General features: G+C 31.3%; 26 protein-coding genes and 1 pseudogene. 18 read left to right on the top strand and 9 right to left on the bottom strand.

Annotated features, from left to right (window positions below; all coding sequences use genetic code 11):
* The first annotated feature begins 346 nt into the window (after positions 1 to 346).
* The 4 genes from G9F74_RS12920 (at position 347) to G9F74_RS12905 (ending at position 3,573) form a co-directional block, all read left to right on the top strand.
* The gene (locus tag G9F74_RS12920; protein WP_000376293.1) at positions 347 to 688 is read left to right on the top strand and encodes a PadR family transcriptional regulator; all 342 of its coding nucleotides are present in this window, start codon (positions 347 to 349) and stop codon (positions 686 to 688) included.
* Positions 685 to 1,197, top strand: coding sequence for a DUF1700 domain-containing protein (locus tag G9F74_RS12915; RefSeq protein ID WP_001243388.1), 513 nt, complete (start codon positions 685 to 687; stop codon positions 1,195 to 1,197). Before G9F74_RS12920 ends, G9F74_RS12915 begins: the two co-directional genes overlap by 4 nt.
* Positions 1,197 to 2,654, top strand: coding sequence for a serine hydrolase domain-containing protein (locus tag G9F74_RS12910; RefSeq protein WP_016108477.1), 1,458 nt, complete (start codon positions 1,197 to 1,199; stop codon positions 2,652 to 2,654). The genes G9F74_RS12915 and G9F74_RS12910 overlap by 1 nt, the downstream gene beginning before the upstream one ends.
* Positions 2,655 to 2,760: 106 nt before the next feature.
* Positions 2,761 to 3,573 carry a MerR family transcriptional regulator gene (locus tag G9F74_RS12905; protein WP_016108478.1) on the top strand — a complete coding sequence of 271 codons (813 nt, stop codon included), beginning with the start codon at positions 2,761 to 2,763 and terminating at the stop codon, positions 3,571 to 3,573.
* A gap of 196 nt (positions 3,574 to 3,769) precedes the next feature.
* Here G9F74_RS12905 and G9F74_RS12900 read toward each other — a convergent pair whose 3' ends face one another.
* Positions 3,770 to 4,486 carry an SDR family oxidoreductase gene (locus tag G9F74_RS12900; RefSeq protein ID WP_016108479.1) on the bottom strand — a complete coding sequence of 239 codons (717 nt, stop codon included), beginning with the start codon at positions 4,484 to 4,486 and terminating at the stop codon, positions 3,770 to 3,772.
* 195 nt (positions 4,487 to 4,681) lie between these two features.
* Here G9F74_RS12900 and G9F74_RS12895 point away from each other — a divergent pair, with 195 nt between their 5' ends.
* The 3 genes from G9F74_RS12895 to G9F74_RS12885 all read left to right on the top strand — a co-directional run bounded on the left by G9F74_RS12895 (position 4,682) and on the right by G9F74_RS12885 (position 7,017).
* Complete coding sequence (locus tag G9F74_RS12895; RefSeq protein ID WP_016108480.1) at positions 4,682 to 5,020, top strand: winged helix-turn-helix transcriptional regulator; 339 nt, start codon at positions 4,682 to 4,684, stop codon at positions 5,018 to 5,020.
* A 278-nt stretch (positions 5,021 to 5,298) separates the two neighbouring features.
* A complete protein-coding gene (locus G9F74_RS12890) occupies positions 5,299 to 6,048 on the top strand; it encodes a class I SAM-dependent methyltransferase (protein WP_033668522.1) in 750 nt (249 codons plus the stop codon).
* A 138-nt stretch (positions 6,049 to 6,186) separates the two neighbouring features.
* Positions 6,187 to 7,017 carry an alpha/beta fold hydrolase gene (locus G9F74_RS12885; RefSeq protein ID WP_000833435.1) on the top strand — a complete coding sequence of 277 codons (831 nt, stop codon included), beginning with the start codon at positions 6,187 to 6,189 and terminating at the stop codon, positions 7,015 to 7,017.
* Between the two features lie 103 nt (positions 7,018 to 7,120).
* Here G9F74_RS12885 and G9F74_RS12880 read toward each other — a convergent pair whose 3' ends face one another.
* The gene (locus G9F74_RS12880) at positions 7,121 to 7,564 is read right to left on the bottom strand and encodes a carboxymuconolactone decarboxylase family protein (RefSeq protein ID WP_000194102.1); all 444 of its coding nucleotides are present in this window, start codon (positions 7,562 to 7,564) and stop codon (positions 7,121 to 7,123) included.
* Positions 7,565 to 7,809: 245 nt separating this feature from the next.
* Between G9F74_RS12880 and G9F74_RS12875 the strand changes: the two genes are divergently transcribed.
* A complete protein-coding gene (locus G9F74_RS12875; protein ID WP_016108482.1) occupies positions 7,810 to 8,604 on the top strand; it encodes a VOC family protein in 795 nt (264 codons plus the stop codon).
* 44 nt (positions 8,605 to 8,648) lie between these two features.
* Here the strand turns inward: G9F74_RS12875 and G9F74_RS12870 are convergent, their stop codons facing one another.
* A complete protein-coding gene (locus G9F74_RS12870; RefSeq protein WP_001117403.1) occupies positions 8,649 to 9,056 on the bottom strand; it encodes a tautomerase family protein in 408 nt (135 codons plus the stop codon).
* 110 nt (positions 9,057 to 9,166) lie between these two features.
* Here G9F74_RS12870 and G9F74_RS12865 point away from each other — a divergent pair, with 110 nt between their 5' ends.
* Positions 9,167 to 10,036 (top strand): LysR family transcriptional regulator, encoded by an 870-nt coding sequence (locus G9F74_RS12865; protein ID WP_000403088.1) that lies wholly within the window; start codon positions 9,167 to 9,169, stop codon positions 10,034 to 10,036.
* 167 nt (positions 10,037 to 10,203) lie between these two features.
* Positions 10,204 to 10,953 (top strand): aminoglycoside phosphotransferase family protein, encoded by a 750-nt coding sequence (locus G9F74_RS12860; protein ID WP_016108483.1) that lies wholly within the window; start codon positions 10,204 to 10,206, stop codon positions 10,951 to 10,953.
* Between the two features lie 80 nt (positions 10,954 to 11,033).
* On the opposite strand, the gene G9F74_RS12855 is transcribed toward G9F74_RS12860, so the two are convergent.
* Positions 11,034 to 11,981, bottom strand: a complete 948-nt coding sequence (locus G9F74_RS12855; protein WP_000661042.1) for a phosphotransferase enzyme family protein — start codon at positions 11,979 to 11,981, stop codon at positions 11,034 to 11,036.
* Between the two features lie 323 nt (positions 11,982 to 12,304).
* Between G9F74_RS12855 and G9F74_RS12850 the strand changes: the two genes are divergently transcribed.
* A complete protein-coding gene (locus tag G9F74_RS12850; protein WP_016108484.1) occupies positions 12,305 to 13,399 on the top strand; it encodes a helix-turn-helix domain-containing protein in 1,095 nt (364 codons plus the stop codon).
* A 14-nt stretch (positions 13,400 to 13,413) separates the two neighbouring features.
* Here G9F74_RS12850 and G9F74_RS12845 read toward each other — a convergent pair whose 3' ends face one another.
* Together G9F74_RS12845 and G9F74_RS12840 are read right to left on the bottom strand one after the other, a co-directional pair.
* Complete coding sequence (locus tag G9F74_RS12845; protein WP_016108485.1) at positions 13,414 to 15,105, bottom strand: M3 family oligoendopeptidase; 1,692 nt, start codon at positions 15,103 to 15,105, stop codon at positions 13,414 to 13,416.
* Between the two features lie 17 nt (positions 15,106 to 15,122).
* Complete coding sequence (locus G9F74_RS12840) at positions 15,123 to 16,061, bottom strand: DMT family transporter (protein WP_016108486.1); 939 nt, start codon at positions 16,059 to 16,061, stop codon at positions 15,123 to 15,125.
* 127 nt (positions 16,062 to 16,188) lie between these two features.
* Here G9F74_RS12840 and G9F74_RS12835 point away from each other — a divergent pair, with 127 nt between their 5' ends.
* The 3 genes and pseudogenes from G9F74_RS12835 to G9F74_RS12825 all read left to right on the top strand — a co-directional run.
* The gene (locus G9F74_RS12835) at positions 16,189 to 17,559 is read left to right on the top strand and encodes an aminotransferase-like domain-containing protein (RefSeq protein ID WP_016108487.1); all 1,371 of its coding nucleotides are present in this window, start codon (positions 16,189 to 16,191) and stop codon (positions 17,557 to 17,559) included.
* Positions 17,560 to 17,819: 260 nt separating this feature from the next.
* The gene (locus G9F74_RS12830; RefSeq protein ID WP_001285473.1) at positions 17,820 to 18,236 is read left to right on the top strand and encodes a VOC family protein; all 417 of its coding nucleotides are present in this window, start codon (positions 17,820 to 17,822) and stop codon (positions 18,234 to 18,236) included.
* 237 nt (positions 18,237 to 18,473) lie between these two features.
* Positions 18,474 to 18,677, top strand: a pseudogene (locus G9F74_RS12825) (hypothetical protein); the annotation flags it as partial.
* Positions 18,678 to 18,739: 62 nt separating this feature from the next.
* Here the strand turns inward: G9F74_RS12825 and G9F74_RS12820 are convergent.
* A complete protein-coding gene (locus G9F74_RS12820) occupies positions 18,740 to 20,173 on the bottom strand; it encodes a 4-hydroxyphenylacetate 3-hydroxylase family protein (RefSeq protein ID WP_016108488.1) in 1,434 nt (477 codons plus the stop codon).
* An 18-nt stretch (positions 20,174 to 20,191) separates the two neighbouring features.
* A complete protein-coding gene (locus G9F74_RS12815) occupies positions 20,192 to 20,635 on the bottom strand; it encodes a cysteine dioxygenase (RefSeq protein ID WP_000550163.1) in 444 nt (147 codons plus the stop codon).
* Between the two features lie 210 nt (positions 20,636 to 20,845).
* Between G9F74_RS12815 and G9F74_RS12810 the strand changes: the two genes are divergently transcribed.
* A complete protein-coding gene (locus G9F74_RS12810) occupies positions 20,846 to 21,046 on the top strand; it encodes a hypothetical protein (protein ID WP_000279693.1) in 201 nt (66 codons plus the stop codon).
* A 70-nt stretch (positions 21,047 to 21,116) separates the two neighbouring features.
* Here G9F74_RS12810 and G9F74_RS30065 read toward each other — a convergent pair whose 3' ends face one another.
* Entirely contained in the window at positions 21,117 to 21,344 is a 228-nt protein-coding gene (locus tag G9F74_RS30065) for a hypothetical protein (RefSeq protein WP_002156414.1), read from the bottom strand.
* 122 nt (positions 21,345 to 21,466) lie between these two features.
* Here G9F74_RS30065 and G9F74_RS12800 point away from each other — a divergent pair, with 122 nt between their 5' ends.
* The 3 genes from G9F74_RS12800 to G9F74_RS12790 all read left to right on the top strand — a co-directional run bounded on the left by G9F74_RS12800 (position 21,467) and on the right by G9F74_RS12790 (position 23,885).
* Entirely contained in the window at positions 21,467 to 22,393 is a 927-nt protein-coding gene (locus G9F74_RS12800) for a zinc-dependent alcohol dehydrogenase (RefSeq protein ID WP_016108489.1), read from the top strand.
* A gap of 81 nt (positions 22,394 to 22,474) precedes the next feature.
* Positions 22,475 to 23,332: an NAD-dependent epimerase/dehydratase family protein gene (locus G9F74_RS12795; RefSeq protein ID WP_016108490.1), complete on the top strand. Its 858-nt coding sequence runs from the start codon at positions 22,475 to 22,477 to the stop codon at positions 23,330 to 23,332.
* A 55-nt stretch (positions 23,333 to 23,387) separates the two neighbouring features.
* A complete protein-coding gene (locus G9F74_RS12790) occupies positions 23,388 to 23,885 on the top strand; it encodes a DUF421 domain-containing protein (RefSeq protein WP_016108491.1) in 498 nt (165 codons plus the stop codon).
* Positions 23,886 to 24,103 lie beyond the last annotated feature (218 nt).

The following is a 24,103-nucleotide window of genomic DNA, read 5'->3' as shown; positions in this document are numbered from 1 at the left end:
ATGGTAAATGTAATAGCACAGTATGATTATTACGAAATAACGAAAGAAGATCCAACTTCTTAATGTCAAAATTAAGAAGTTGGATTTTTTAGTATTTTTATGTCCCACATACAATATTTCTCACTATGGAAAGAAGTATAAGTGGAAGGGAGAATGAAAACTAAAAGGGATAAAAGGTTGATATATTATGTAATAATTATATTATAAAAATGAAAATTAGAGATAAATATAGGTCATGAGTGCTAATTTTGGTTGTTTATAAACCTTTTTGTTTTATTATCTGATTTTTTAAATTTAACAGAAATATACACTTGAATGAAGTATATATTTCTGTTAAATTTATCCTATGGACAGAACAAGTTTAATTAAAGGTCATTTAGAAATGTGTGTATTATCGATTTTATCGAGAAAGAAAAGTTATGGATATGAAATTATGAAAGAGCTTGAAGTACACAATTTAAAATTGAAAGGAGTAGGAAGTATTTATCCCATTTTAACTAAGTTGAAAAATCAAGAATGGGTTAATACATATCAAGAAGTAACAGCCAGTGGCAAAGTTAGAATTTATTATGAAATTAATGACAGCGGGAAAATACGACTTGAGAAGAAAATTAATGAGTGGCTAGAATTGCAATCTGATATTCAAACATTATTAATAAGCGGTTTGAAAGGAGACCTTTTGAAATGAGGAATGAATTAAAAGGTAAAGAACAGCAATTTTTAACTGACGTACTTAAAGAATTAAAGCAATACGATATAAGCATAGAAGAAAGGGAAAATATTAAACGACAATTATTAGAACATTTTCAAGAATGTCGTGAAGATGGTGAGGATAGTATAAATAATCTAGGAACTCCTCAATTATTTGTTCAAGATTTTTTGGAAATAAATGAAATTGATATACGAGTAAAAATGAAACAATTTCAAAATGTAAACGGAAAATCAAATGCATTACTATTAAGTGGTATATTCATCGCATTTATTACTTACCTCACCTCACAAACTACACTTTCAATATTTTTAACTGAATCATTTCATTCAACTCATAGTAAAAATTCATTTAATTATAATCTTTTATATCGTATAGCAGAGAATCAGTGGTGGAACTATGTATTAATAATGATTAGTTTTACGCTCTCTGTATTAGTATTTATTAGCCTAGTAATTTATAAAAAAAGAAAGCTATCTAAAGTATAATGAAGAAAATTATCTATAAAGTATTTCAAATTTGTATTCTTTGTAATGTATTAATATTATGTATCGTACATTCAAAAGTTTATGCTGAGCAAAATATTAAAGTTACTTTAGATAAGTACATTGAAAAATTTATAAAGGAGCAGAACATTCCAGGAGCTACTGTTGCAATTGTACATCATAAAGATGTATTCTTCGCAAAATCGTGGGGAATTACTGGAGAGTCTGAAAAAAAGGTAACTAGTAAAACGCCGTTTGCAATCGGTTCAATAAGTAAATCTTTAACAGCTTTAGCTATAGTAAAGTTAATAGAAGATAAAAAAATAAAATTAGAGGATTCAGTTCAACAACATCTCCCTTGGTTTAAACTAAAAGATACTCAATTAACCTCGAATATAACAATCCAACATCTACTAACTCATACGAGTGGAATAAATACATTTGAAGGTTTAGCATTATCAGATAAGCAATTAAAAAGTTCTACATCATTAAAAGAAAATGTAATGAAACTTTCAAATGTAAAATTAACGGCTCCACCAGGGGAAATATATCAATATAGTAATGCGAATTATATTGTTTTAGGTGCACTTATTGAGGAAGTATCAAATGAAACATATTCTTCATATATGGAAAAGCATGTTTTTCAGCCATTAAAAATGAATGGTGCAGCAGCAAATAAAGATAGTGCATATGAAAAAGGATATTTAACAGGCTATCAATCTTGGTTTGGAATACCAAGAAAAAGTGTAGTGTCCTATGATAATGCTGGGACACCATATGGTTATATTACCGCGAATTTGGAGGATATGATTCAATATATTATGTTTTTAAATCGTCAAGAGCACACTCAATTTTTAAAGAGAGAAAACATTGACCTTTATTTATCACCACTTTATAAAATAAATCCAGAAAAAAGTTATGGGTTTGGATTAAGAACAACGAATTTAAATGACAACGAAACGATGATTTGGCATTCAGGATCTACCCCCGATGCTCATGCTGAAATGTTTATTTTAAATAATAGCGGTTGGGGTGGTGTAATCTTAACGAATAAAAATCATGTATTAGAAGAGGGGGCACTAGTGGTATTGAAAAAGGGGATTATTAGTATTTTGAATGGTGAAGAACCTAATGAAGTTCCTAAAAATATCCCAATCACACAAATTGTTATGTCGTTAGTTATACTCATACTTTTCATTACATCAATTATGTTAAATAAAAAATATAAACATAAGAAAAATCGTAAAAAATCCAATTGGTTTTTCGTAGGGAGTCTATTTCTAATATTATCAATTATTTTAATCCCACTTCTTACTTATAGCACAAATTCACCGTGGCATACGATTGAAGTATTTTCAGCAGATGTAGCCTTACTAACTAGAATTATAATAATCTTATTTGCTGTAAACGGACTAATATCAATCTTAATTGCCTTAAGAAGGCAGAAAGAAGGTAATTAATTAAAGAATTATAATTCAAGTTGTTATAAACAGTTGACTCTCACACGATGTCATTGTTTAAAATAAAGTTGAGCTTCGAAGTAGACAGAATTTTTAGGAGGAAACCATGTTTAAAATTGGAGATTTTTCAAAATTATCTTCCATTAGTATACGTATGTTGAGACACTACGATAAAGTGGAGCTATTACAGCCAGTAAAAGTCGATGAGCAAAGTGGTTATCGATATTATTCAGCGGCTCAACTAAAGAAAGTAAATCAAATTCAAACGTTTAAAGATATGGGGTTTAATATCTCTACCATTAAAGAAATAATAGAATGCGATAATATGGATAGTATAAAGGAGCAATTTCTAAATCGTAGTACTCAAATTAAAGAAGACATGAATAACCTCCAAAAACAATTACGTCTCCTCGAAAACTCAATGAAAACGATGAGAGAGGATGTTGTTGAGATGAACTATCATGTTTCAATAAAAGAAATTCCAGAAAGAAATGTAGCTACTGTTAGAAAGGTTATTCCATCGTATAATTGTGAAGGCGATTTATGGAGTATATTAATGCAAGAAATTCATATGAAAAATATTAGTATGGCTCACCCGAGTTATAGTATCGCTGTCTTCCATGATCAAGAATACAAAGAAAATGATGTGGATATAGAAATACAGCTAAATATCTTAGGAAAGCATGAAAATACAAAAGATGTTCATTTTCAAAAAATAGAGCCAATCAAAGTAGCTTCTATAACAGTAAGCGGAAGTTATGAACAAATGACAAACGTAAATGAAGCAGCCGCAAAATGGATTGAGACGGAAGGTTACGAATTAGCAGGCCCAATGTTTAATATTTATCATGTGAGCCCAGCGATGGAAACGGATCCTAATAAGTGGGTTACAGAGGTTTGTTATCCAATCAACAAATAAGCAAAAAAAGGCATATTTTATGCCTTTTTTATTTTATTGTACTCAAAAGTGTATAGAAAAATGGTGTGTCTGTTGGATTCATTCACTATAAGTTTGAATGTGAGAATAAATGAGGTACTTAAAAATATTTTTCATCTAATTGAAATTGTGTTTTAAGTAAAGCCCTTAAGATAATATACAGGTGAATAAAATTAATTTAATGATATGTGTATCCTCCATCAGGAAATAATACACTACCCGTAGTAAACTCATTTTGCATTAAAAACAGGACAGTATGTGCAATTTCATCATTATGCCCAGGTCTTTTTACAAGAGAAAGAGACTTATAATCTTCATAAGCAGTTAGTCTTTTTTCGTTTTGTTCATTCTCTCTTTGTATCGTTCCAGGAGAAACAACATTAACTCTAATCGAAGCTAATTCAACAGCTAAAGCTTTTCCTAAACTTTCAATAGCACCATTACAAGCTCCATAAGCAGGAGCACCTTTAAGTGGCCTTTGGCTAAATGCACCAGACATTAACACAATAGATCCTGATTTTGAAAGAAAAGGAATGGCATATTTCACGGCATAATATTGAGGCCAAAACTTTCCGATAAAGCTACTTTCAGCAATTTCCTCTGTAGTGGTTATTGGTCCAAGTGTGTAAGAAGCCCCCGGTGTAAATAAATGATCAAATTTCCCGACATCTTTGAAAAAATTTTGTAATTGCTCTTTATTTTGATTATCCAATACATAAGTTTGAAGGTGATTGTTATTTATTAATTCTTGAGCAGCCTTTAGCTTTTCTTCCGAGCGTCCGGCAATAATAACATGTGCGCCTTGTTCAACTGCTTGTGTTGCTGTCGCTAATCCAATACCAGAACTTCCACCAATAATAACGATTTGTTTATCTTTTAATGTAGTAAAAGACATGATTAAGCCTCTCCCTTAATATAAAATTAAAAATAAATATGTGTTGCTTTTATTATTCGTTAAAAAATGGTTATTGAAAAGTAGGCACTTTACTTGTACTTAGTCGCAACTTTCGTACTAATGAAGTAGTGAACGGAGAAATAAACATGAAAAATGATTTATTATGATCTATGATGGGATGGGAGAGGTGAGAAGATGGATTTACAAGAACCTAAATTAAAAGGGGTAATAGCGACATTACAAATAATCGGTGGGAAATGGAAGCCATTGATTTTATTTATTTTGCTAACAGATGGAACGAAACGGTTTGGTGAATTAAAGAGATTAATACCCGATATATCTCAAGGAACATTAGCGAAGCAGCTTCGTGAATTAGAGCAAGATCAACTAATAAAACGTGAAATGTATCAAGAAATACCACCTAAAGTAGGATATAGTTTATCTGAGCATGGAAAAACGGTAAGCACGGTGTTGGATAGTATGTGTGGTTGGGGTAGAGGACATTTAGAATTCATCGATAAAAATAGACTATAAAATTATTATGTAAACTAAATGATTTTGCGGAAAGGTATTTTTTTGATAATTTATATTTTATTATATTATATATAATTAAACCATGTTATTATACATAGAATCTTCGAATTGAGATGGGGTAGATGAAATCCTATATTATTCGAAGTAACTAGTTGTTCGGGGCTGAAAAAATGCATACTAGATATAAAAGAAGCTTTACGAGAATATAAACTATGAGTCTATATCGAGGATCGTCAGTATTAAACATTTCATGCATTTTACAAAGGGGAAATAATAAAATGAACGAATTAGAATACAAAAACTTTTATGAGAAAGTAGGAAGATTAAATGGGTGGGATTTCAGTAAGCTGAAATGTGAAACGGTAGGAGACACTTGGGACTTTTATGGCGAAGTGAAAGAAAGATGCAAACCATCAGACATGCTACTTGATGTAGGTACAGGTGGAGGAGAGAATGTACTTAACATAGCATCTTCAGCTAAATTGTTAATTGGAATAGATAATTCTAATGGCATGATTGAAACAGCACATTCCAACTTGAAAAAAGTAGGTGTACAAAATGTTGAGTTTCTCCAAATGGGTTCTGAAGCTTTAACGTTTCCGCATGCTTATTTTGATATTGCTTCTAGTTGTCATGCACCGTTTCTAGCATCTGAGTTAGCAAAAGTAATGAAAAAAGGTGCTTTTTTCTTAACACAACAAGTTTGTGAACATGATAAATTAAACCTTAAAGAAGCATTTGGCAGAGGACAATGCTTAGGTGAAAGAGATGGCACTTTAAAAGAAAAGTATATGAGTGAACTTATTAGTGCAGGATTTGAACTCGTGCAAGTACGTGAATATGATGTTACCGATTATTACAGTACACCTGAAGATCTCATTTTTTTATTAAAACATACGCCTATTATTCCTAATTTTGGAGAAGAAGAAGAGGATTTTACTATTTTACAAAAGTTCATCGACGCGAATAGTTCTGAAAAGGGGATTCGTACGAATTCAAAGAGGTTTTTGATTATTGCTGTTAAATAATAATATACATTAGCGTAAAGGCAGATTTTCTTTTAAAGAAAATCTGCTTTTTTGTATAGAAAAAAGCAGGGTAAACTTGAAAAAAGTAGAAATAATCATAATGTAAATTTGAAAATTAAAATATGGAGGATAACTGTTTTGAAACGTTACTATATTAACAATGAAAAATTAAACGTACATATTACTGAGTGGGGAGAAAATGATAAACCCGTTATTTTTTGTTTACATGGATTAGGTAGTACAAGTTTAAGTTTTATAGAAATCGCAGAAAAACTAAAGGAAGAGTATAGACTTATATCCATTGATGCACCTGGGCATGGTAAAACACCGCCCTTTGAAAGAACAGAAGATTATGAGATGCAAAACTTAGCAAATTGGTTAAATGAAATAATAAATGAACTGAAAATTGAACATTTTTATTTTCTATCACATTCGTGGGGAAGTTTTGTAGCGCTATTTTATTTGTTACATAATCCAGAAAAGGTATTAGGGAGTATTCTCATTGATGGAGGGTACCAAACGAAAAGGCTTCAAGAAGAAACGTTGGAAGAAGAAATTGCTTATTATGAAAAGGACTTTGAAGAGTATGTATTTAATAGTTGGGATGATTTCTTTAAAAGTGAAAAAGAAGTGTATACAAGATGGTCTCCATTATTAGAACTTGCAGTTAAGGATCTTGGTATAGAAATAGATAATAAAGTATGTTGGCATGCGAGGGGTACAACAGCTGGTAATATCGTAAAGGGTATGCACAAGGATGAAATAATGGATATATATGAGGAGTTACCATCTAATATAATATTACTTCGTGCTACAGTACCAGAAATTTGGGATGAGTATAGAGGGAAGACAGCGAGTATTTTTAGTGAGAGAACAAAAGCGACAGTAAAACTAATCCCGAATTCTACCCATCTGTTACATTGGGATTATCCGGAGGTTATAGTAGAAGAAATAAGAAAACATTGGTAAAGTCCAATATAATTTAAAAAGGTTGATTCTTGTAATGTATTAGAATCAACCTTTTTGAAGTGGATGTAATAAAACGTATTGAGCAAGTTGTTTGCTTAAAGTGTTATTTTTTTGCCGGTGTATTTCCCATCGCGATAGAAATTCTATTCCAACTATTAATTTGATTAATAATCAAGACAAGGTCAATATATTGTTTTTCATCATAATGTTCACATACTCGTTTGTATAGGGAATCAGGAACTCTTTTAGTAGGAATAAGTGTAATATGCTCAGCTAATTCAATTGCGATTTTTTCCTCCGCTGTATAAAAAGTACATTCACCCCAAGTACTTAAGCAATAAATTCTTTGTTCAGTCTCTCCCATTTTTCGTGCATCAGATGTATGTAAATCTATGCAGTAAGCACAGCCATTGATTTGAGAAACTCTAATTTTAATAAGTTCTCTAGTCGTTCGATTAATCGTGGATTGTTTTGTGTACTTTTCCATGTCCATCATAATTTTCATAGCATCAGGTGCAGCATCATAGTAAGAAATTCTTTGCGTCACAACACAACACTCCTTTTAGCTTAAAATATTATTCATTATATCTTGAAGTGGTCGTTCATACTAATTATTTGTACTAAAACGCAAACTGCTTAAAGCTTAGATTGTATTAGCTGAAATGTTAACGCAACAGTTCTAATACAAAAGTAGTAGTTTGTTAATTAAAGTTTCAATCTCCAGATGGATTTTTCCTGTTAGTTTTTGAAATACAATACTAATAGAAATAATGAATTTGGAGGTTTATTATAATGATTACACACATTTCAGATATTAAACTACAAACTGTTTCTATAGAAGGAATAAAACAAGTATACAGAGATATATTATCTTTTCCGATAAAAAAAGAAACAGCATCATTTATTCAATTTGAAGTAACGCCATACACAACAATTAGTTTTCAGGAAGTGTATGAACCAATTGCACCTGCGCATTTCGCTTTTGAGATTCCATATTCAAAATTTCAAGAAACAGCAAACTGGCTTGAAGGATCTGGTTTACTCATTGTGAAATGGAAAGATGGTCATACAATTGACAAGGAGAGCGGTCGATTCAATTTATACTTTAAAGACGGTGATGGAAATCTTCTTGAAATTATCGCACATAGTTATATTAATGAAGAGGTATTAGTTTCACATTCACCGTTAAACGTTTTATACGTAAGGGAAATTGGTCTTCCTGTTAAAAGTGTACCTGTATTTACGGAGTGGTTGAAATCAAATCTAAATATGAAAACTATGGAAGATGGGGACATTTTTAACTTTGTTATAGGTGGCACTGCATACATTGTTGCAACTTGGTGGCAGCGAGCTTGGATTCCAATTGCTATGAAAGCTTTACCACCAAAAGTACATGTTTCTTTCGGAACACCAGATCAAGCATTTTTACAACGAATACAAAATAATTTGAAGAAAAATAGTGTTCCATATGAATGTAAACATAATGAAGTATTATTTATTGAGCAGGGATATACGTTTACTGTCTTGTATACACCAGAGTTCCGTTCTGATATTGCTAGTAAATTAAACTTACCACTTTCTATTTAGTTATAGAGAGCGGTAAGTTTATATTGTTTTAAAGAATATAAAATCTAGTTATTATGTTGATGTAACATTTGAGCTATTCCTTGACCAAATGACCAGTTCTCAATTGATGTCTCATGTAAAGTAATGAAAACATCAGCACTAGAGATGTGTAATATAGTAGCTGTGGTAGTTGCTATAGCATTATACAAATCCTTTTTTTGATTCATTGTTCTTCCTGGTCCACACGTAATTGAAACATAAATCATATTATTAGATCGTTTTGTTGAATCCTCTAATAGATAAGAAGAATCATAAAACAGCTGATGGGATGCATAAGGTAAAAACATTTGGAAATAATCGTTTTCGGGGATATTAAAATGTTCCATTAATGAATGATGGATTTTGATACTTACATTTTTTAATAACTTATTATCGGATAATTCTTCAGGATGATAAACAGTAACAAATGGCATATTAGAGCACTTCCTTTCTTTTGAATTCATTTTACTTCCAATCATTTCATTTGTATAATTGAAAATATATTAACTTATTATCAATAAAATCGATAAAGATGGTGTGTCAAATGGAAATAAAAGAATTAATTACATTTAAAAAAATTATTGAAGAAGGAACGTTTTCACAAGCTGCTAAACAATTAAACTATGCCCAATCAACTGTAACAGCACATATAAAAAAGCTAGAGAATGAAATAGGTTTTCTATTATTTGAAAGAGGATGGGATGCGAGATTAACAGAAGAGGGAAAACTCTTTGCAGAGGAAGTAGAAAACTTATTAACACATTGGGAGTATTCCAAATCTCAAGCACAACGTATTAGTAATGAAGAGAGAGGGAGTTTAAGGATTGGTCTATTAGAATCTTTTGCTAAAAGGTTAATTCCAATAATATTAAAGTTTTTAAACGATGAAAAACCATATATACATTGTGATTTTGTAGTGGGAAATACTGCACTTTTAGCAGAGATGATTAAACAAAATAAGGTCGATTTTGCGGTGTGTGGACATAATAATAGTTCGAATATAAAATTCACTCCAATAAGTGATGAACAAATTGAATTTATAGTAAACCATCCGAATCATCCTTTACTACAAAAAGATTTTGTTGAAGTATTTGATATTATAGATTACCCCATAATTGTAGGTGAAAATAGTTGTTTTTCATATCAATCTGTAAGTTCTTTATTAGCGGAAAATAATTTGTCTTTTAAGAGAGTATACAATTGTAGTGCTTTGAACCTTATTCCACAAATGCTCTTTGAGAATGCTATAGGAATTATACCAAAAGGTACAATTTTGAATGAAGAAGTACTATCTTTTAAGATTAAGGGTTTTAATTCTAACATTCCGATTGGTATATTAATATCTACTAAAAATAAAAATTATTTAAGTCAAACGAAACAAAAAATTATGAACATCATTAAAGTAGCCCTATAATTATGCAGAAAATAATTATAAGGCTATTTTTAATACGTATTTTTCATTTATTATTTCAAAGGTTTTATAATGACAGGATTTATATGAGTAGAAGGATTCCCTAACATTACAGTGAATTTAAAATAAAGGTGTAGTAATAATACTATATAGTTTAAGGAGGAGAAGATTTGAATTTAGGTGAGTTGATAGCCAAAGGAAATACAGCGAAGATATATCTTCATGAAAATAAAGTTATTAAATTATTTGAGGAATACCTTCCAAACACAGAGTCTACAAATGAAGCAAAAAAACAAAAATATGCTTATTCATGCGGACTACCAGTTCCGAACGTATTTGAAGTGACAAAGATACAAAATAGACAGGCAATTATTATGGAATATGTAAAAGGAGAAAATATTGGCGAACTCCTGCTTAATAATCTAAATAAGGCAAAACATTACATCAATATTTGTGTTAATGAACAAAAAAAGATTCATGCTATACGTGTGAATATAGATGAAATGGAACCAATGAGAGAAAGGTTAGAGCGTCAAATTAAATCTGTTCATAAATTGGATGAAAACAAAAAGAAAAATATTTTACAAAAATTAGATTCAATTGTATTTGATTCTAGGCTATGTCATGGAGATTTTCATCCGTTTAATTTGATTTTGAGTAACGATAACGTAAAAATTATAGACTGGATAGATGCAAGTTCAGGTGATATCCGTGCAGATGTATTTCGTACATACTTATTGTACGCTCAGGTCTCAGTAGAATTAGCTGAAATGTATTTACATATGTATTGTAGAAATACTGGCCTATCAAGAGATGAGATTTTTCAATGGGCTCCAATTATTATTACAGCTAGATTTGCTGAGAAGATATCTCCGCATAACGCAGTTTATTTAAATGGAGTGTTAGATCAGTATGTATAATTAAAAAATAAATAAAATACAGTAAGTAATTATCCTTATATAGGATGTGGTTTAACTATTGTAGCTAAACCACATTTGCTTTACATTTTGATTAATGAATCTTTATTTTCAAGTTTCATTCTATAAAGATTCATTATCCGTACTTGATTCTCAGTTAATTCTTCTTTATTCCAATACATGTGCATTAAACTATATTCAAATATCTCTTTTAATTTGATAAACAACGGAAGCTTGTCTATCATTTCTTTAGGTAGTTCTCTTTCTTCTTGATACCCGTCAAGTATCGCTTTTGTAATAGAATTCTCATAGTCAACAATATTCCCATTTCCAGCAAATGAATATTCTATTGCACTATAAATTGGAACTGCTAAATCGAATATGTAAAAGTGTTTTTCACAGTCTTGAAAATCAATCATGGATAAGTTTGAATCGCTATCAACTAAAATGTTTTCTAACCATAAATCTCCATGGATCAGGCCGTAGTTCGTAGATGTTTTTGGTAGGTTCTTAATGGAAGATAAAACATCGCATGCAATTTCTCTAATAATAGTCTCTTCATTAGGGATATATTTAAGGAAATTATATTCTTCATTTTCATACCAAGCGTTAATATGTTTAACTCGTTCAATACTTTCAAAGTCTTGAGATATCAGATGTAATTTGCCAATTTCTTGACCTAATTGTTTAAATACATCGGGATTCCATTCACTTCTTGGTAAGTGAATGCCAGGAGCAGCTTTATAAACTACAGCAAATACCTCCTTGTCTAATGTTAAATTTTCTACTAAATTCCCCTGTAAAGAAGGTATGATTGGTGGAACACCTAATCCAGTTTGATATAAAAAGTTTGTATATTTAACTTCTTCTAACTGTTCTTCATATGTTTTATAGTTTGTAATTCTAATGAAGTAATTCCCTTGTACTGTATTACATTGATACATTTCGTTTGTTATAGGTTTAATGTTAATAAAATGTAATGGATAACGTTCGTTTACTAATGTGAGTATTTCTTTTTCTAATTCCTTCATTTTGAATTCCTCTCTATATTTAAATTTTTTCAACCTAAAAACTAAAAGTTCCCTAATTTACAAAATTCGTGTTTTATTTTATGAAATCCTTTAAAAAGATATATCCTGTAATTTACGTGTTAATAATTAGTAGGGTAGGAACACTCCACAATGATTAAAGTTAAATTGAAAAGTGAATAGAATATATGACAAAATAAGATAGCTGAAAAAATATAAAACAAAGTATTTAAGGATTTTAGAGAATGGTTCGTGTTATAAACCACAAGAAACATCAAAAGAAAGAAACGTATCCCTCTTATAATTTTTAGTGAGGAGTGAAGTAAATGAATGAGTATATACAGCAAATGATTGATTGGATTGAGAAGAATTTGAGGAAGGGATTCTCATTGGAAAAATTATCGCATTACATGGGATATTCCCCTTATTATTGTTCTTTCAAATTTCATCAAGCAACAGGTGTCAGCATTAGGCGTTATGTTCTTCTTAGAAGATTGTATTTATCTACGGAGGAATTGACGAACGGTAGAAAGATAATAGATATTGCAATGGATTACGATTACTCTTCGCAAGAGGCTTATGGTAGAGCTTTTAAAACTGTTTTTGGTATAACCCCAAAAAATTTCCAACTTAGCAAGATGCCAATTCAATCATTTGTTAAACTCAATATAAATAAAGAAGAGGAGTTTAAAATGAATATTTCTAGAAAAATAGAGGTTGAGCAGTTACGAAATAAGAAATGTGAACTGTTCGATAAAGACGTACTAAATATATTAAATGGCCAATTTATGTATGAAGAATTTAAAAACGAAAAATTAATGGGAGAGTCTGATTATGCCCCATTTAATGAAGCAATGTGTGTAAATGCTACTAGTACACAAGTTTTCGATGAAGAATTCATTGAAGTAAGAGCAAGGGGGCATAATAGTTCAGTAGAGAATTATATAAAAAAGGTTATAGATCCATTAGAAAAGTTTTTTAAGAATAATTATGAATGTATTGTTTTATGGTTTGGTGAAGATATGTTTTGCCAAATGAACCTAGTAACAATACTTTCTTATCTTGAGCAGTCAGGCTATGAGGGGAGAGTGATTTTAAATAGCTTTAGGGAAGATGAATTCAAAGTCAGTCAAACTGAACTTAAGTTAGGTAACTATTGTTCTGTATACAAAGAGGTATTGGTAAACCATAGAAAACCATCTGTGGATTTACTCCCAGTGATGTATCAGGCTATAAAGTTATATTTAGAAATGTTAAAAGAAGATAATGCTGTAACAAAATTCATCTACAAAAATAAAGAATTATCAAACCAAGAATTATTAATAAAGTTGTTCCATCTTTTTCACGCAATCGGATATGGAGATTCTCAGTACATAGAACTTATTAATAAAATAAAGAAGAAAGCTGCACCTAAAATATAGGTGCAGCTTTCTATTTATATACGTTCAAGTGAATCTAACTCTGCTTCTACAAACGTCATTAATTCTTTAATAGTTTCACCAGAGAAATCAAAACGAATACCAGCTGCTTCATACACTTCTTTTATAGATTTTGAGCTTCCTAGTGATAATGCCTTTCTATAATTATTTAGTGCTTGTTTAGGATCTTCTTTATATTGTTTATACATTTGCAGTGCACCAAGTTGTGCGATTGCATATTCGATATAATAGAATGGTACTTCAAAAATATGAAGTACTGGCAACCAACTCGTTGCTATCCAGTTTTCGTAACCATCGATATGTATGACGCTAGACTGATAAACTTTTTGAAGTTGTAAGTATTTTTCGTTTCTTTCCTCAGCAGTATGATTAGGGTTTTCATACAACCAGTGTTGGAACTGATCTACGATAAGCATACTTGGTAAATATGAAATAACATCTTTAAAGTAGTTTATTTTTGCTTGTTTTAAATCTTCTTTGTCTGTATAGAAAGTATCCCAATAGTCTATGGAGAATACTTCCATTGTCATACTAGCTAGTTCAGCCGTTTCAGCAGGAATTTCTATATACTGTCGTAATTCTAATGGTTTTACGCACTCATTATGAATGCTATGACCCATTTCATGTATGAAAGTAATAATATCATCTTGTGTATAGTTTAGGTTCATAAATATAAAAGATAATTGAGAAGCAGGTAAGTACTCACAAAAACCACCAGCTGCTTTTCCTTTACGACTTCCTAAATCTAAGCAATCATGACTATACATTCGGTTTAATAACGCTGAAAATTCAACATCTAGTTTATTGAAGATGTAAGTGCATTTTTCAATTAAATCTTTTTCATTTGCAATTGGTTTAAGCACTTTTTGATCAGGGGCTACAGCTGTTACATCCCATGGACGAAGCGTATCTACTTTTAGTTTCTCTTTTTTCTCTTGTAATATTTTATCTTTAAGTGGTACAACGTACTCTCGTATTGATTCGGCTAGTTCATAGCAATCTGCTGCTGTATAATCAAAACGCTCATATTTTTTAAACATATAATCACGATAATTCTCGACTTGAATGTTTTTTGCTTTTTGATGGCGAATGTTAATTAATGTATTTAAGATGCTTTGGAGTTCTTTTTCAACAGATAAAAACTGTTCAGAAATAATTGTTTTTGCTTTTTTACGGATGTCACGATTCGGATTTTGTAAATAGGATTGTAATTCCGTTATCGTTTTTTCTTCGCCGTCCCAATTTCCACTTAGTCCTCCTGTAATTTCAAAGTACTCTGTTACTAATTGGTCTTCTTTAATTTCTAATTCGATATTTTCCTCGCAAAATAAAGTTTGAGCATTTTTTATTTTTACATCTAATAAACCATATACTTTAGAATCTAATTCCATTCGAAATGGTGACTGTAAGTATTTATTATTAAATAAATTTTGATAACGTTTTAAAAGTGGCTTTACAAATTGTTGATCATGTTCAAAAGTATCTTTTATTTCTTTATTATCTGTATTACTTTGAAAGGCGATATAGTGTAATCGTAATTGTTCTTCGATTTCCCAAATTAATGTAGATTGTTCTTTTAACCAGTGTTCAAGGTCTAGTTTTGAAGAAATCTTTTTATTTATTAAAGTTGAAAGAGCTTGTTCCAATTCAAGTATATTACTAATATCAATCGTATTTACGCGCTGCATTATATATCCCTCACTTTTTATTTACTTAAGGAAGTATTCTTTTTCTTTATTACAATCCCTTTTTTTCCTAAAAAGTTTGTGCCCACTACTCCAAGAACAATCAGAATTGTGCCGATGATATGGTAGTATGCGATTTGTTCATGTAAGAATGCAACTCCTGCGATAATGGTAATAAGTGTAGATAAATTGCTGAAAACACTTATTTTAGCTGCTTCAATATAAGATAATGAATAGTTTAATAACAATGCGGTCAGTAAAGAAGATAGTAATCCTAAATATAAAATGGAAATAAGAAATGTTCCATTCATAAATGGCTTAAAGAATATAGTTAATGTACCTTTGTTTATATGGCTAGTGATAGCAATTACATTAAAACTAATAAAACCAATCGCTGTCATTGTGTAAGTTAGATCCATTAGCCTGAAATTCTTTGTCATTTTTCGAGCTAACACATTATAGCAAGCAGATGATAATGCCGATAACAGAATAAGAATAACACCGATGAGACTAGTTTCATGAGCCCCTAAACCATTCATGATAAATATATAAATGACACCGATGACAGAAATGAAAACAGAGATTTTTTGCCATATATTCGTATATTCTTTTAAAAAATAAGAAGCTAATATCATCGTAAATATAGGAATTGCCGCTTGGATAATTCCAGCTTCAGATGAGCTTGTATACACTAAGCCAAACGCTTGGAAAGCAAAAAATAGTGCTGGATAAAATATTGCAATTGGTAAAAGGGCAAGTATGTTTTTAAATGATATATTTAACTTTACAAAACCGAAAATAACGGGAATGCTTGCAGCTACGAAAGCAATTGTAAAACGATGAGCAAGAGTATCGAGGGGACTCGTAACTGTTAGTGCTAATTTCACAAACATAAAGGAGAATCCAATAATAAATGAATAGAGTAATGCTGATAAATATGCCTTTGTTGTATGTTTCATAATTTCACCTCATAGTAGTTGATTTCATACTGGCCAGTATACGTACATAGTAATCTTTCTGATCTAGTGCTACAATGTGAACAAATACAAACTGTACCGGTACAAATTAAATGTTGAGGTGGTAATGATGTATAAGTATTTACATGTTTTAAACGACTTAGAAAGTATGATTCAAAATGGAGAGGTAAAAGAAGGGGAAAAATTACCGTCTATTCGGGCTTTAGTTACGCAATATGAATGTAATAAGGCGACAGTTATACGTGCACTTCATGAATTAGAAAAGCGTCATATTATTTATTCCGTCCCTCAAAGTGGATACTACGTTGTTAAGAAATCCGGGAGTATCATAGAAACTAACGAGATAATTGATTTTGCTTCCTCAGCACCAGATCCAGATGTGTTTCCGTATTTAGATTTTCAACATTGTATTAATAAGGCCATTGATACATATAAAAACGACTTGTTCATATATGGAACGCCGAAAGGTTTACCAACTCTAATTCCAGTTATTCAAAAACAGCTGACAAACTATCAAGTTTTCACAAAAGAAGAAAATATTTTTATAACGTCAGGTGTGCAGCAAGCGCTTGCTATATTAACATCAATACCATTTCCGAATGAAAATGAAACGATATTAATTGAACAGCCAACCTATCATCTATATATTGAATATCTAGAAATAAATAAAATTCCTGTAATCGGTATTAAACGTACGAATGAAGGTATCGACTTAAATGAATTGGAACGTATATTTCGAACAGAAAAAATAAAATTCTTTTATACGATACCGAGATATCATCATCCGCTTGGAACTTCTTATTCTAAAGATGAGAAAGAAAAAATAGTGCTATTGGCTAAGAAGTATAATGTATTTATAGTAGAAGATGATTATTTAGCAGATTTAGAAACTGATTCAAAAGCAGATCCGTTATATAGCTTGGATAATTGTAATCATGTCATATATTTGAAAAGTTACTCGAAGATTATATTTCCTGGTTTACGAGTCGGTGTGGCGGTTATTCCACCAGCTATTGCAAATGCTTTTCATAAATATAAAAAGATTTTAGATATCGATAGTCCAATGATATCCCAAGCTGCATTAGAAATTTATATAAAGAGTGGCATGTTCGAACGCCATAAAAATAAAATTAAATCTTCCTATTACGATAGATCAAAAAAACTAGCAGAAATATTAGAGAAAGTGCAAAATGAAAACCCACTTTTATTTACATATAAAAAGCATAGTACGATAGGAATTCATAATTGTTTAGAAATACATAAAACAAGTATTTCGGAAATGTTTTTTGAGAAATTGAGTGACATTCAAATAAATATTGATTCTATTGATAAAAATTACGTCAAAGGTTTTCCTAAAGAGAGATTGTTAAAGTTAAACGTATCGAATGTAAAAGAAGATAAGATTGAAGAAGGAATTCGCAAAGTAATCGAGGAAGTAAAGCAATCGGCACGTCTAGATTTTCAATTTAAAAAAGAATAATACGAATAAGGAGGTTTATTGTGAGAGGGAAAATAATAACCTTGTATGTATTGTTGTGAAGTTACTATCAAATTGTTGAATTTCAAATGACATCAGAAACTTCTACAATGAAGATGCTTAAAAATCTCAGCTGTGTCACTAAAGGGTCATTTTCTGAAATAAGAGATAGGAATATTAATAAGAAAATCGAAATTAATTCAGAAGATGTTATTTCGTTAAGCATTGAGAAGTGAAACTCAACAGTATGGAGGGAATCGATTATGAGCGACACAAAGACATTACGAGGATTAACCACCGTTAGTTTTTGGGCAGATAATCTAGAAGCAGCAAAGGAATGGTATGCTGAATTATTAGGTAGCAAACCATATTTCGAACGCCCGGGATATGCCGAATTTCGCCTTGGCGACTACCAACACGAGCTAGGTTTAATCGATAGTCGTTATGCGCCATCTGATGCAGTGACCGGACCATCTGGTGCTATAGTATACTGGCATGTTGATGATGTAACAGAAACTTTCAATAAGCTGCTATCTATGGGTGCGAAAGAGTATGAGGCACCTACAGAGCGCGGTGAGGGATTCATCACCGCTTCCATAGTCGATCCCTTCGGAAACATATTAGGTATTATGTACAATCAACACTATTTAGATGTGCTCATTTCGAACAGGAAAGTGTGAATCACGCTTCTGCGCAACAAGGTATAAGGTTGTAATAATAAATAACTGTAATTAGTTATATTTTAACCCCTTCTTAAAATCAGAACGGGGTAATTTAATTTTAGGTTTTAAAAATAAATAACTGTACTATCATTTTACAGCGGATAATTAATATGATTAAAATTATTACGAAAAAATATGATGGTGAGAGTACGTGGGAAATAATTTAAATTAATTATAAAAAGTAAGAAGAAGTACATGAAACCATTACAAGGAAAAGTAGCAGTTATAACCAGAATGACAAGAGTTGCTGGAAGAGGCATTGCGATGATGCTCGGCGAATCTAGAGCAACTGTATATGTAAAAGGAAGACGTAGAGAAGGAAATCTATCGTATATGGGGAGAGCTGGAACGATTGAAGAAACTGCAGAGCTTGTTACGAAACAAGGTGGTAAAGGAATTTTTTAATTAGACAGCTGTATAATCTTTTTAAGAGCGCTCTTAGCAAAGAGTGCTCTTTTTCATTAAGATAAATATTTATTTAGCATCTTTTTAAAGTGGTTTTTATCGTAATTTATATATTGGGTAGCTGTATTCCGTATGGGGTCTCCTGCATAAAACCTTTCATACAATTCGTGTCTGGATCCTAGCGGGCTTCCGACGATATCCCATGCTAATTTAAATAGTTTTGTACGTTGTTTGGCATCGATGTTTGTTCCTTTAAAATGTTTTTTCAACAAATCGGATATCGGACTTTGGAAATCTTGCATGCTGGAAGGTAGTTGAATAAAGCCACCTGCTCCAATTAACTGCAAAATCTCTATTGCGCGGGGATAATATTTCGAACCAAGATTTCTTGCCGTTTCAATATATTTAAAGTTTGGCAAATATGTTTGATTTTCGTAAATAGTACCTTCAACTTCTGCGGCAATTAAGAGAGCGCGGATTGTTTTAATTTGCATAATTAATTCTCCAAGTTTCTCTTGAACATGCAAATAAGTAGTAGCACCGATTGCTTCAGCAATTTCACAAGCAATTGCCGTTATAAATTCCAGCTTTACTACTAATCGTACAATTGCTTGGTGATAAGCTAAACTACTAGAAGCTATATCTGATTTTAAGGTCCATAATGCTTCAGGGTTGTTATACAGTAAGACACGTTCCCATGGCACAAATACATTATCAAAGATTAATAGTGCATCCATTTCATCGTACTGTGAGCTAATAGGGGAATCAACTGTATTTGAATGTGTATTCGCAAATGGTTCTCTACAAACCATATGTAATCCAGGGGAATTGGCTGCCACAATGAGGAAATGAGCTAAATCTTTTTGAGCGTCAGTCAGCTTTGTTAATGGATAGATTAATAAATCATTTGAATAAGGCGAAGCGGTTCCTATCATTTTTGCACCATTTAAATAAATTCCGTCAGAAGTTTTCTTCGTAACTCTTAGTAATCCTAAATCATCTGCATTTAACATTGATTCTGTAGAGCGATTTATCTGTGGATCACGTTGGACTACACTTAAAAACGAGTGCTTATCTCTCGCTTCTTCATAATAAGATGTAATTTTATCTGGAAACCGCGCATCGAATTTTTTATAAAAATATCTTGATACGTACCAGCCAGTAAGTCTCGACCTTGCGTAATCAGATAATCTACTCATTACGCCGTCTGTAGCATAACTCCACGTTTCAAAAGCTCTTCTCCTCATTAATAATTCGTTATAGGAATTCGGAACTAAAAATGCTGTATGGACAAAGTCTTTCGTTTTTGGACTTACGTATCCAACAGAATCTCTTCGTATTGGATCATCAAACAATGAAAATAAATTGGAAATGGTACTTAGTGTTCCTGCAAAATGTTTGTCTGTAGTTACATCTACTTTTTTTCCATAGAGCCAAACGTTACGACCGTCTTGTAAGCTCTTTATATAAGAATCCTTCAAATTATGCATATTTCCTCCTCCTAAAGACTATTCATATATTTGGACATCTTTTAATGGTGGGGAATATACGTGGAAAGTTATTGCTGTTGAATCTGTAGCATTATACATTTTATGCACAGTATCTTTTTTTACGGTGAAAATATTTCCCTCTGAAAATTCTTCAATCCGCTCGCTATTGTTTTCGTACGTTATATTTTGTAAGGTACCATCGACTATTAGTATACAACCTAAAGATATTCCGTGATCATGAACAAAAGTCTTTGCTTTGCTGGGAAAATTTAATACTAAAATCTCCACAAATTCAGACTGATAGATAACGTTTCTTCCGTATTCGTGGTTAACTGGTGAGGTAATAAAAGGAGATATTTTATGAAGTGAAATATTTAATGATTGAATAGCGTGTATTAAATTCTCCGTATCGTAGCTACATAGGTTATGAAACGCTTTACTTATGTTATGAATCAAATGCATGTACAACTTCCTCCTAAGCATTTGCAGTGAAAGAAAGTAATCTCCTATTATATCGTGTGTAGTTGATTACATAACATTGTATTGAAGAAATTCAAAAAGGTGACTGGTTTTAATTGGGGAATATCTGTTTTATGTGATGTGGTAATTAGTTCCATTTTTATGATATGCTTGAACTATAGCCTATTTTCTATTGGAAAGGTGATGAAATAAATGGCAGTTCTTTTAGTGGAAAATTTATATCAATTATCCATTGTTTTATTACTTTTATGTTCATTTTGTTTTTATAGATATTTAAAGAAAATGAAAAGAGAAAGAAAGCTTACTGGTTTTGAAATTACGATGTATATCATGACGCAACTTGCTTATTTCATTTGGGCGACAACAACTCTTCTTAAAATGTTATCAGAATAGTAATCTTAATATTAGATGTTGAACAGAAATGTATAGAAACATAAACGGTACAAACATGGGCAAGGATAATTTATCTATTAGGTAAATAAATATAGGCGGTATCTAGACTTATAACGTCTTTATAAAAAGAATGGGGAATACGTTCATAATTATGTCGAACACAAAATAAATCGATGAAACCATCATTAGAAATTTCTTCATGTTTTACATTCAAATACATCCTTTGTAATTTCGTAATTGAGATGTATTGTCCAATTACATACTCATTAATTCCATATCCATCAAATTCAATTATCATATTATCACTGTTGATTACTAACCGACTTTATAGTTTAAATTTTGGATGAAACATTCACATTAATGATTATAAATAGTTCAAAAGCTATTTTGAATATATTTTTATAAAAAGAGAGGATATAAATGGAAAGATATAAGTTAATTTTAAAAGGACCTAAACAACTTGAGTGGGAAACGAATGAAATTAGGTCCATACAAGATGATGAAATTATCGTTAAAACAATCGCGGGAGCAATAAGTATTGGGGCAGAGTTACCGCAGTATAATGGATCCGATGTTACAGATACGAATCCTTTTTATCCAAGAAAAACCGGATATGAAAGTTATGGTGAAGTGATTCGAGTTGGGAATAAAGTAACAAATTTAAAAGTAGGTGATAAAGTAGTTTCTTTTTATGGACATGAAACGATAGGAATAGTTAAGGCGCATAAAGTAATTCGAGTACCTAGTTCTATACAACCTAAAGTTGCTTTATTATCTATTCTTTCGTGTGATGCTGCTAAAGGAGTATTAAAATTAAATCCAAGTAAAAATAAAAAAGTACTTATAACTGGATTGGGAGTTATCGGTTTACTCGCTTGTTATTACTTGAAAAACAATGTAGGTGTTGAATATGTGGATGTTGTTGAACCTGATGGGACTAGAAGAGAATTTGCAAAGAAATTTGGTGTAAAAAACACATTTGATTCAGAAGAACAGATAATAGAAACATATGATTATGGTTTCGAATGTTCTGCTACAAATAGCGGATTCCATGTATTGCAAAAAGCTCTTAAAACTAATGGACAAATATGTATACTTTCTGATGGTAATATTGAAGAACTAACATTAACCGCCAACTTTTATCAGAAAGAATTGCAAATTATTGGATCAAGTGATGGATACGATTATCAAAAACATGCAGCTTGGTTTTTTAAAGAAATAAGAAAAACACCATTTATAGAAGAAATCTTTCAACATGAAATACAGTATACTTCACTCATACAATGCTTTGAAGAATTGAGTTTAGGGATAATTAAACCATTAAAAGTATATGTTTCATATGAATAACGAAAAAATAGAGAAAATATTTGTCACAAACCTCACATCTGTTTCGTCACATTTATGATTACTAAATGAGGAGGAACATATATGAAAATATTTGTAGCAGGTGCAACAGGTGTTATAGGACGTTCTTTATTACCTATGTTAATAAAAGAGGGGCATACGGTATTTGCAATGATTCGTAATGAATTACAAGTAGAAGCAATGAAGAAAATTGGTGCTATACCAGTAATAGCCGATGTGTTTAATCGACAGGCTGTATTTTCTGTATTGGAAGAAACAACTCCCGATGTAGTTATACATCAATTAACGTCATTGTCAACATGGAATTTTGAGGATAATGCAAAAATTAGAACAAAAGGCACTTGTAACCTTGTCGATGCCGCAAAAAATGTAGGGGTAAAGAAAATAATCGCTCAAAGTATTTCATGGGCGTATGAAGCAGGGGATACATTTGCGACAGAAAAAGATTCACTACATATTACTGCTCCTATGCCTCGGCAAATCACTGTTAATGGCATATTAAAATTAGAATCAGCTGTTTCTGAGTTACCAGAATCGATTATTCTTCGTTACGGTACACTATACGGACCGGGAACATGGTATGCGGAAAACGGCTTAATTGCAAATCAAGTTCGTAATAATGAAATGATTGCAACAGATGGGATAAGCTCTTTTATACATGTCGAAGATGCCGCTAGAGCAACTATGTTAGCTCTTAATTGGCCTCCAGGAATCGTAAATATTGTAGATGATTCCCCAGCAACTAGTAAAGAATGGTTACCAATATACGCAGCTGCAATTGGGGCACCGGCTCCTAAAGCTCAAGCTGGGAAAAATAGTTGGGAAAGAGGAGCCTCAAATTATAAGGCACGTAAAGAGTATGGATGGACACCTTTATTTCCATTATGGTCTGAAGGATTTAAAAATTTGATAAGTATGTAAAATAATCTTTTAATGGGAATGCTAATAACATTCACCATTAAAGGATTGGGCTATTATGAATATAATTTGGGAAAGTATTATTTTAACCCTTACTGGAATTATTGTTTTAAAAATGACAGGTAGTACATCTGTTAGCCAAATGACGAGAGCTGAAATAATTATAGTTGTATCAATTGGACGTATTATTGTAGAACCTGTATTAAGTAGGAAAGTAGTTCCATCTATCTTTGCTGCAATCATATTTTCGAGCATACTACTTATCATTCATTTCTTTGAATTGAAATCAAGGAAGGTGGAGCAATTCCTAAATGGAAGTAGCATTGTAATTGTTGAAAACGGAAAGATTTTAAAAGCAAATTTGATACGGGCAAAAATGTCAGAACAACAACTTTATATGCAATTAAGAGAAAAAGGGATTCATGATGTGAAAAATTTACAGCAAGTTACAGCGGAACCGAATGGGCGTATTGGCTATCAATTAATAAAACAAGCACAACCAATAACTTTAGAAATATTAGAAAAAGTATTAGATCAGTACAATATAAAAAGATAATTTTTCATGAGAAACAGCCAATACTACAATAAAAATATTGGCTGTTTTTTTATTTTCTATAAACGTAAGGATTAATAAAATAGGGTAGATTTTTAACCAATCTTTATAATAGATATAGGCTTATTATTATGCTATATTCAATGGGGCTACGATGACTAAGGTAAGTCGTATGAATAGAAGAAAAAACTATATACTAACAATACAAAAAATTTGCCTTT

Origin of the sequence: Bacillus sp. EKM202B, from assembly GCF_011066025.1 — a bacterium.
GTDB classification, from domain to species: Bacteria; Bacillota; Bacilli; order Bacillales; family Bacillaceae_G; genus Bacillus_A; species Bacillus_A toyonensis.
Note: the sequence above shows the minus strand (reverse complement) of the source record. Positions and strands in the feature narration are given on the sequence as shown.

Excerpts from the sequence above, each read along its gene's own strand:
- G9F74_RS12920 (WP_000376293.1), top strand. The coding sequence starts at position 347 with ATGGACAGAACAAGTTTAATTAAAGGTCATTTAGAAATGTGTGTATTA.
- G9F74_RS12915 (WP_001243388.1), top strand. The coding sequence starts at position 685 with ATGAGGAATGAATTAAAAGGTAAAGAACAGCAATTTTTAACTGACGTA.
- G9F74_RS12910 (WP_016108477.1), top strand. The coding sequence starts at position 1,197 with ATGAAGAAAATTATCTATAAAGTATTTCAAATTTGTATTCTTTGTAAT.
- G9F74_RS12905 (WP_016108478.1), top strand. The coding sequence starts at position 2,761 with ATGTTTAAAATTGGAGATTTTTCAAAATTATCTTCCATTAGTATACGT.
- G9F74_RS12900 (WP_016108479.1), bottom strand. The coding sequence starts at position 4,486 with ATGTCTTTTACTACATTAAAAGATAAACAAATCGTTATTATTGGTGGA.
- G9F74_RS12895 (WP_016108480.1), top strand. The coding sequence starts at position 4,682 with ATGGATTTACAAGAACCTAAATTAAAAGGGGTAATAGCGACATTACAA.
- G9F74_RS12890 (WP_033668522.1), top strand. The coding sequence starts at position 5,299 with ATGAACGAATTAGAATACAAAAACTTTTATGAGAAAGTAGGAAGATTA.
- G9F74_RS12875 (WP_016108482.1), top strand. The coding sequence starts at position 7,810 with ATGATTACACACATTTCAGATATTAAACTACAAACTGTTTCTATAGAA.
- G9F74_RS12870 (WP_001117403.1), bottom strand. The coding sequence starts at position 9,056 with ATGCCATTTGTTACTGTTTATCATCCTGAAGAATTATCCGATAATAAG.
- G9F74_RS12865 (WP_000403088.1), top strand. The coding sequence starts at position 9,167 with ATGGAAATAAAAGAATTAATTACATTTAAAAAAATTATTGAAGAAGGA.
- G9F74_RS12855 (WP_000661042.1), bottom strand. The coding sequence starts at position 11,981 with ATGAAGGAATTAGAAAAAGAAATACTCACATTAGTAAACGAACGTTAT.
- G9F74_RS12850 (WP_016108484.1), top strand. The coding sequence starts at position 12,305 with ATGAATGAGTATATACAGCAAATGATTGATTGGATTGAGAAGAATTTG.
- G9F74_RS12845 (WP_016108485.1), bottom strand. The coding sequence starts at position 15,105 with ATGCAGCGCGTAAATACGATTGATATTAGTAATATACTTGAATTGGAA.
- G9F74_RS12840 (WP_016108486.1), bottom strand. The coding sequence starts at position 16,061 with ATGAAACATACAACAAAGGCATATTTATCAGCATTACTCTATTCATTT.
- G9F74_RS12835 (WP_016108487.1), top strand. The coding sequence starts at position 16,189 with ATGTATAAGTATTTACATGTTTTAAACGACTTAGAAAGTATGATTCAA.
- G9F74_RS12830 (WP_001285473.1), top strand. The coding sequence starts at position 17,820 with ATGAGCGACACAAAGACATTACGAGGATTAACCACCGTTAGTTTTTGG.
- G9F74_RS12820 (WP_016108488.1), bottom strand. The coding sequence starts at position 20,173 with ATGCATAATTTGAAGGATTCTTATATAAAGAGCTTACAAGACGGTCGT.
- G9F74_RS12815 (WP_000550163.1), bottom strand. The coding sequence starts at position 20,635 with ATGCATTTGATTCATAACATAAGTAAAGCGTTTCATAACCTATGTAGC.
- G9F74_RS12810 (WP_000279693.1), top strand. The coding sequence starts at position 20,846 with ATGGCAGTTCTTTTAGTGGAAAATTTATATCAATTATCCATTGTTTTA.
- G9F74_RS30065 (WP_002156414.1), bottom strand. The coding sequence starts at position 21,344 with ATGATAATTGAATTTGATGGATATGGAATTAATGAGTATGTAATTGGA.
- G9F74_RS12800 (WP_016108489.1), top strand. The coding sequence starts at position 21,467 with ATGGAAAGATATAAGTTAATTTTAAAAGGACCTAAACAACTTGAGTGG.
- G9F74_RS12795 (WP_016108490.1), top strand. The coding sequence starts at position 22,475 with ATGAAAATATTTGTAGCAGGTGCAACAGGTGTTATAGGACGTTCTTTA.
- G9F74_RS12790 (WP_016108491.1), top strand. The coding sequence starts at position 23,388 with ATGAATATAATTTGGGAAAGTATTATTTTAACCCTTACTGGAATTATT.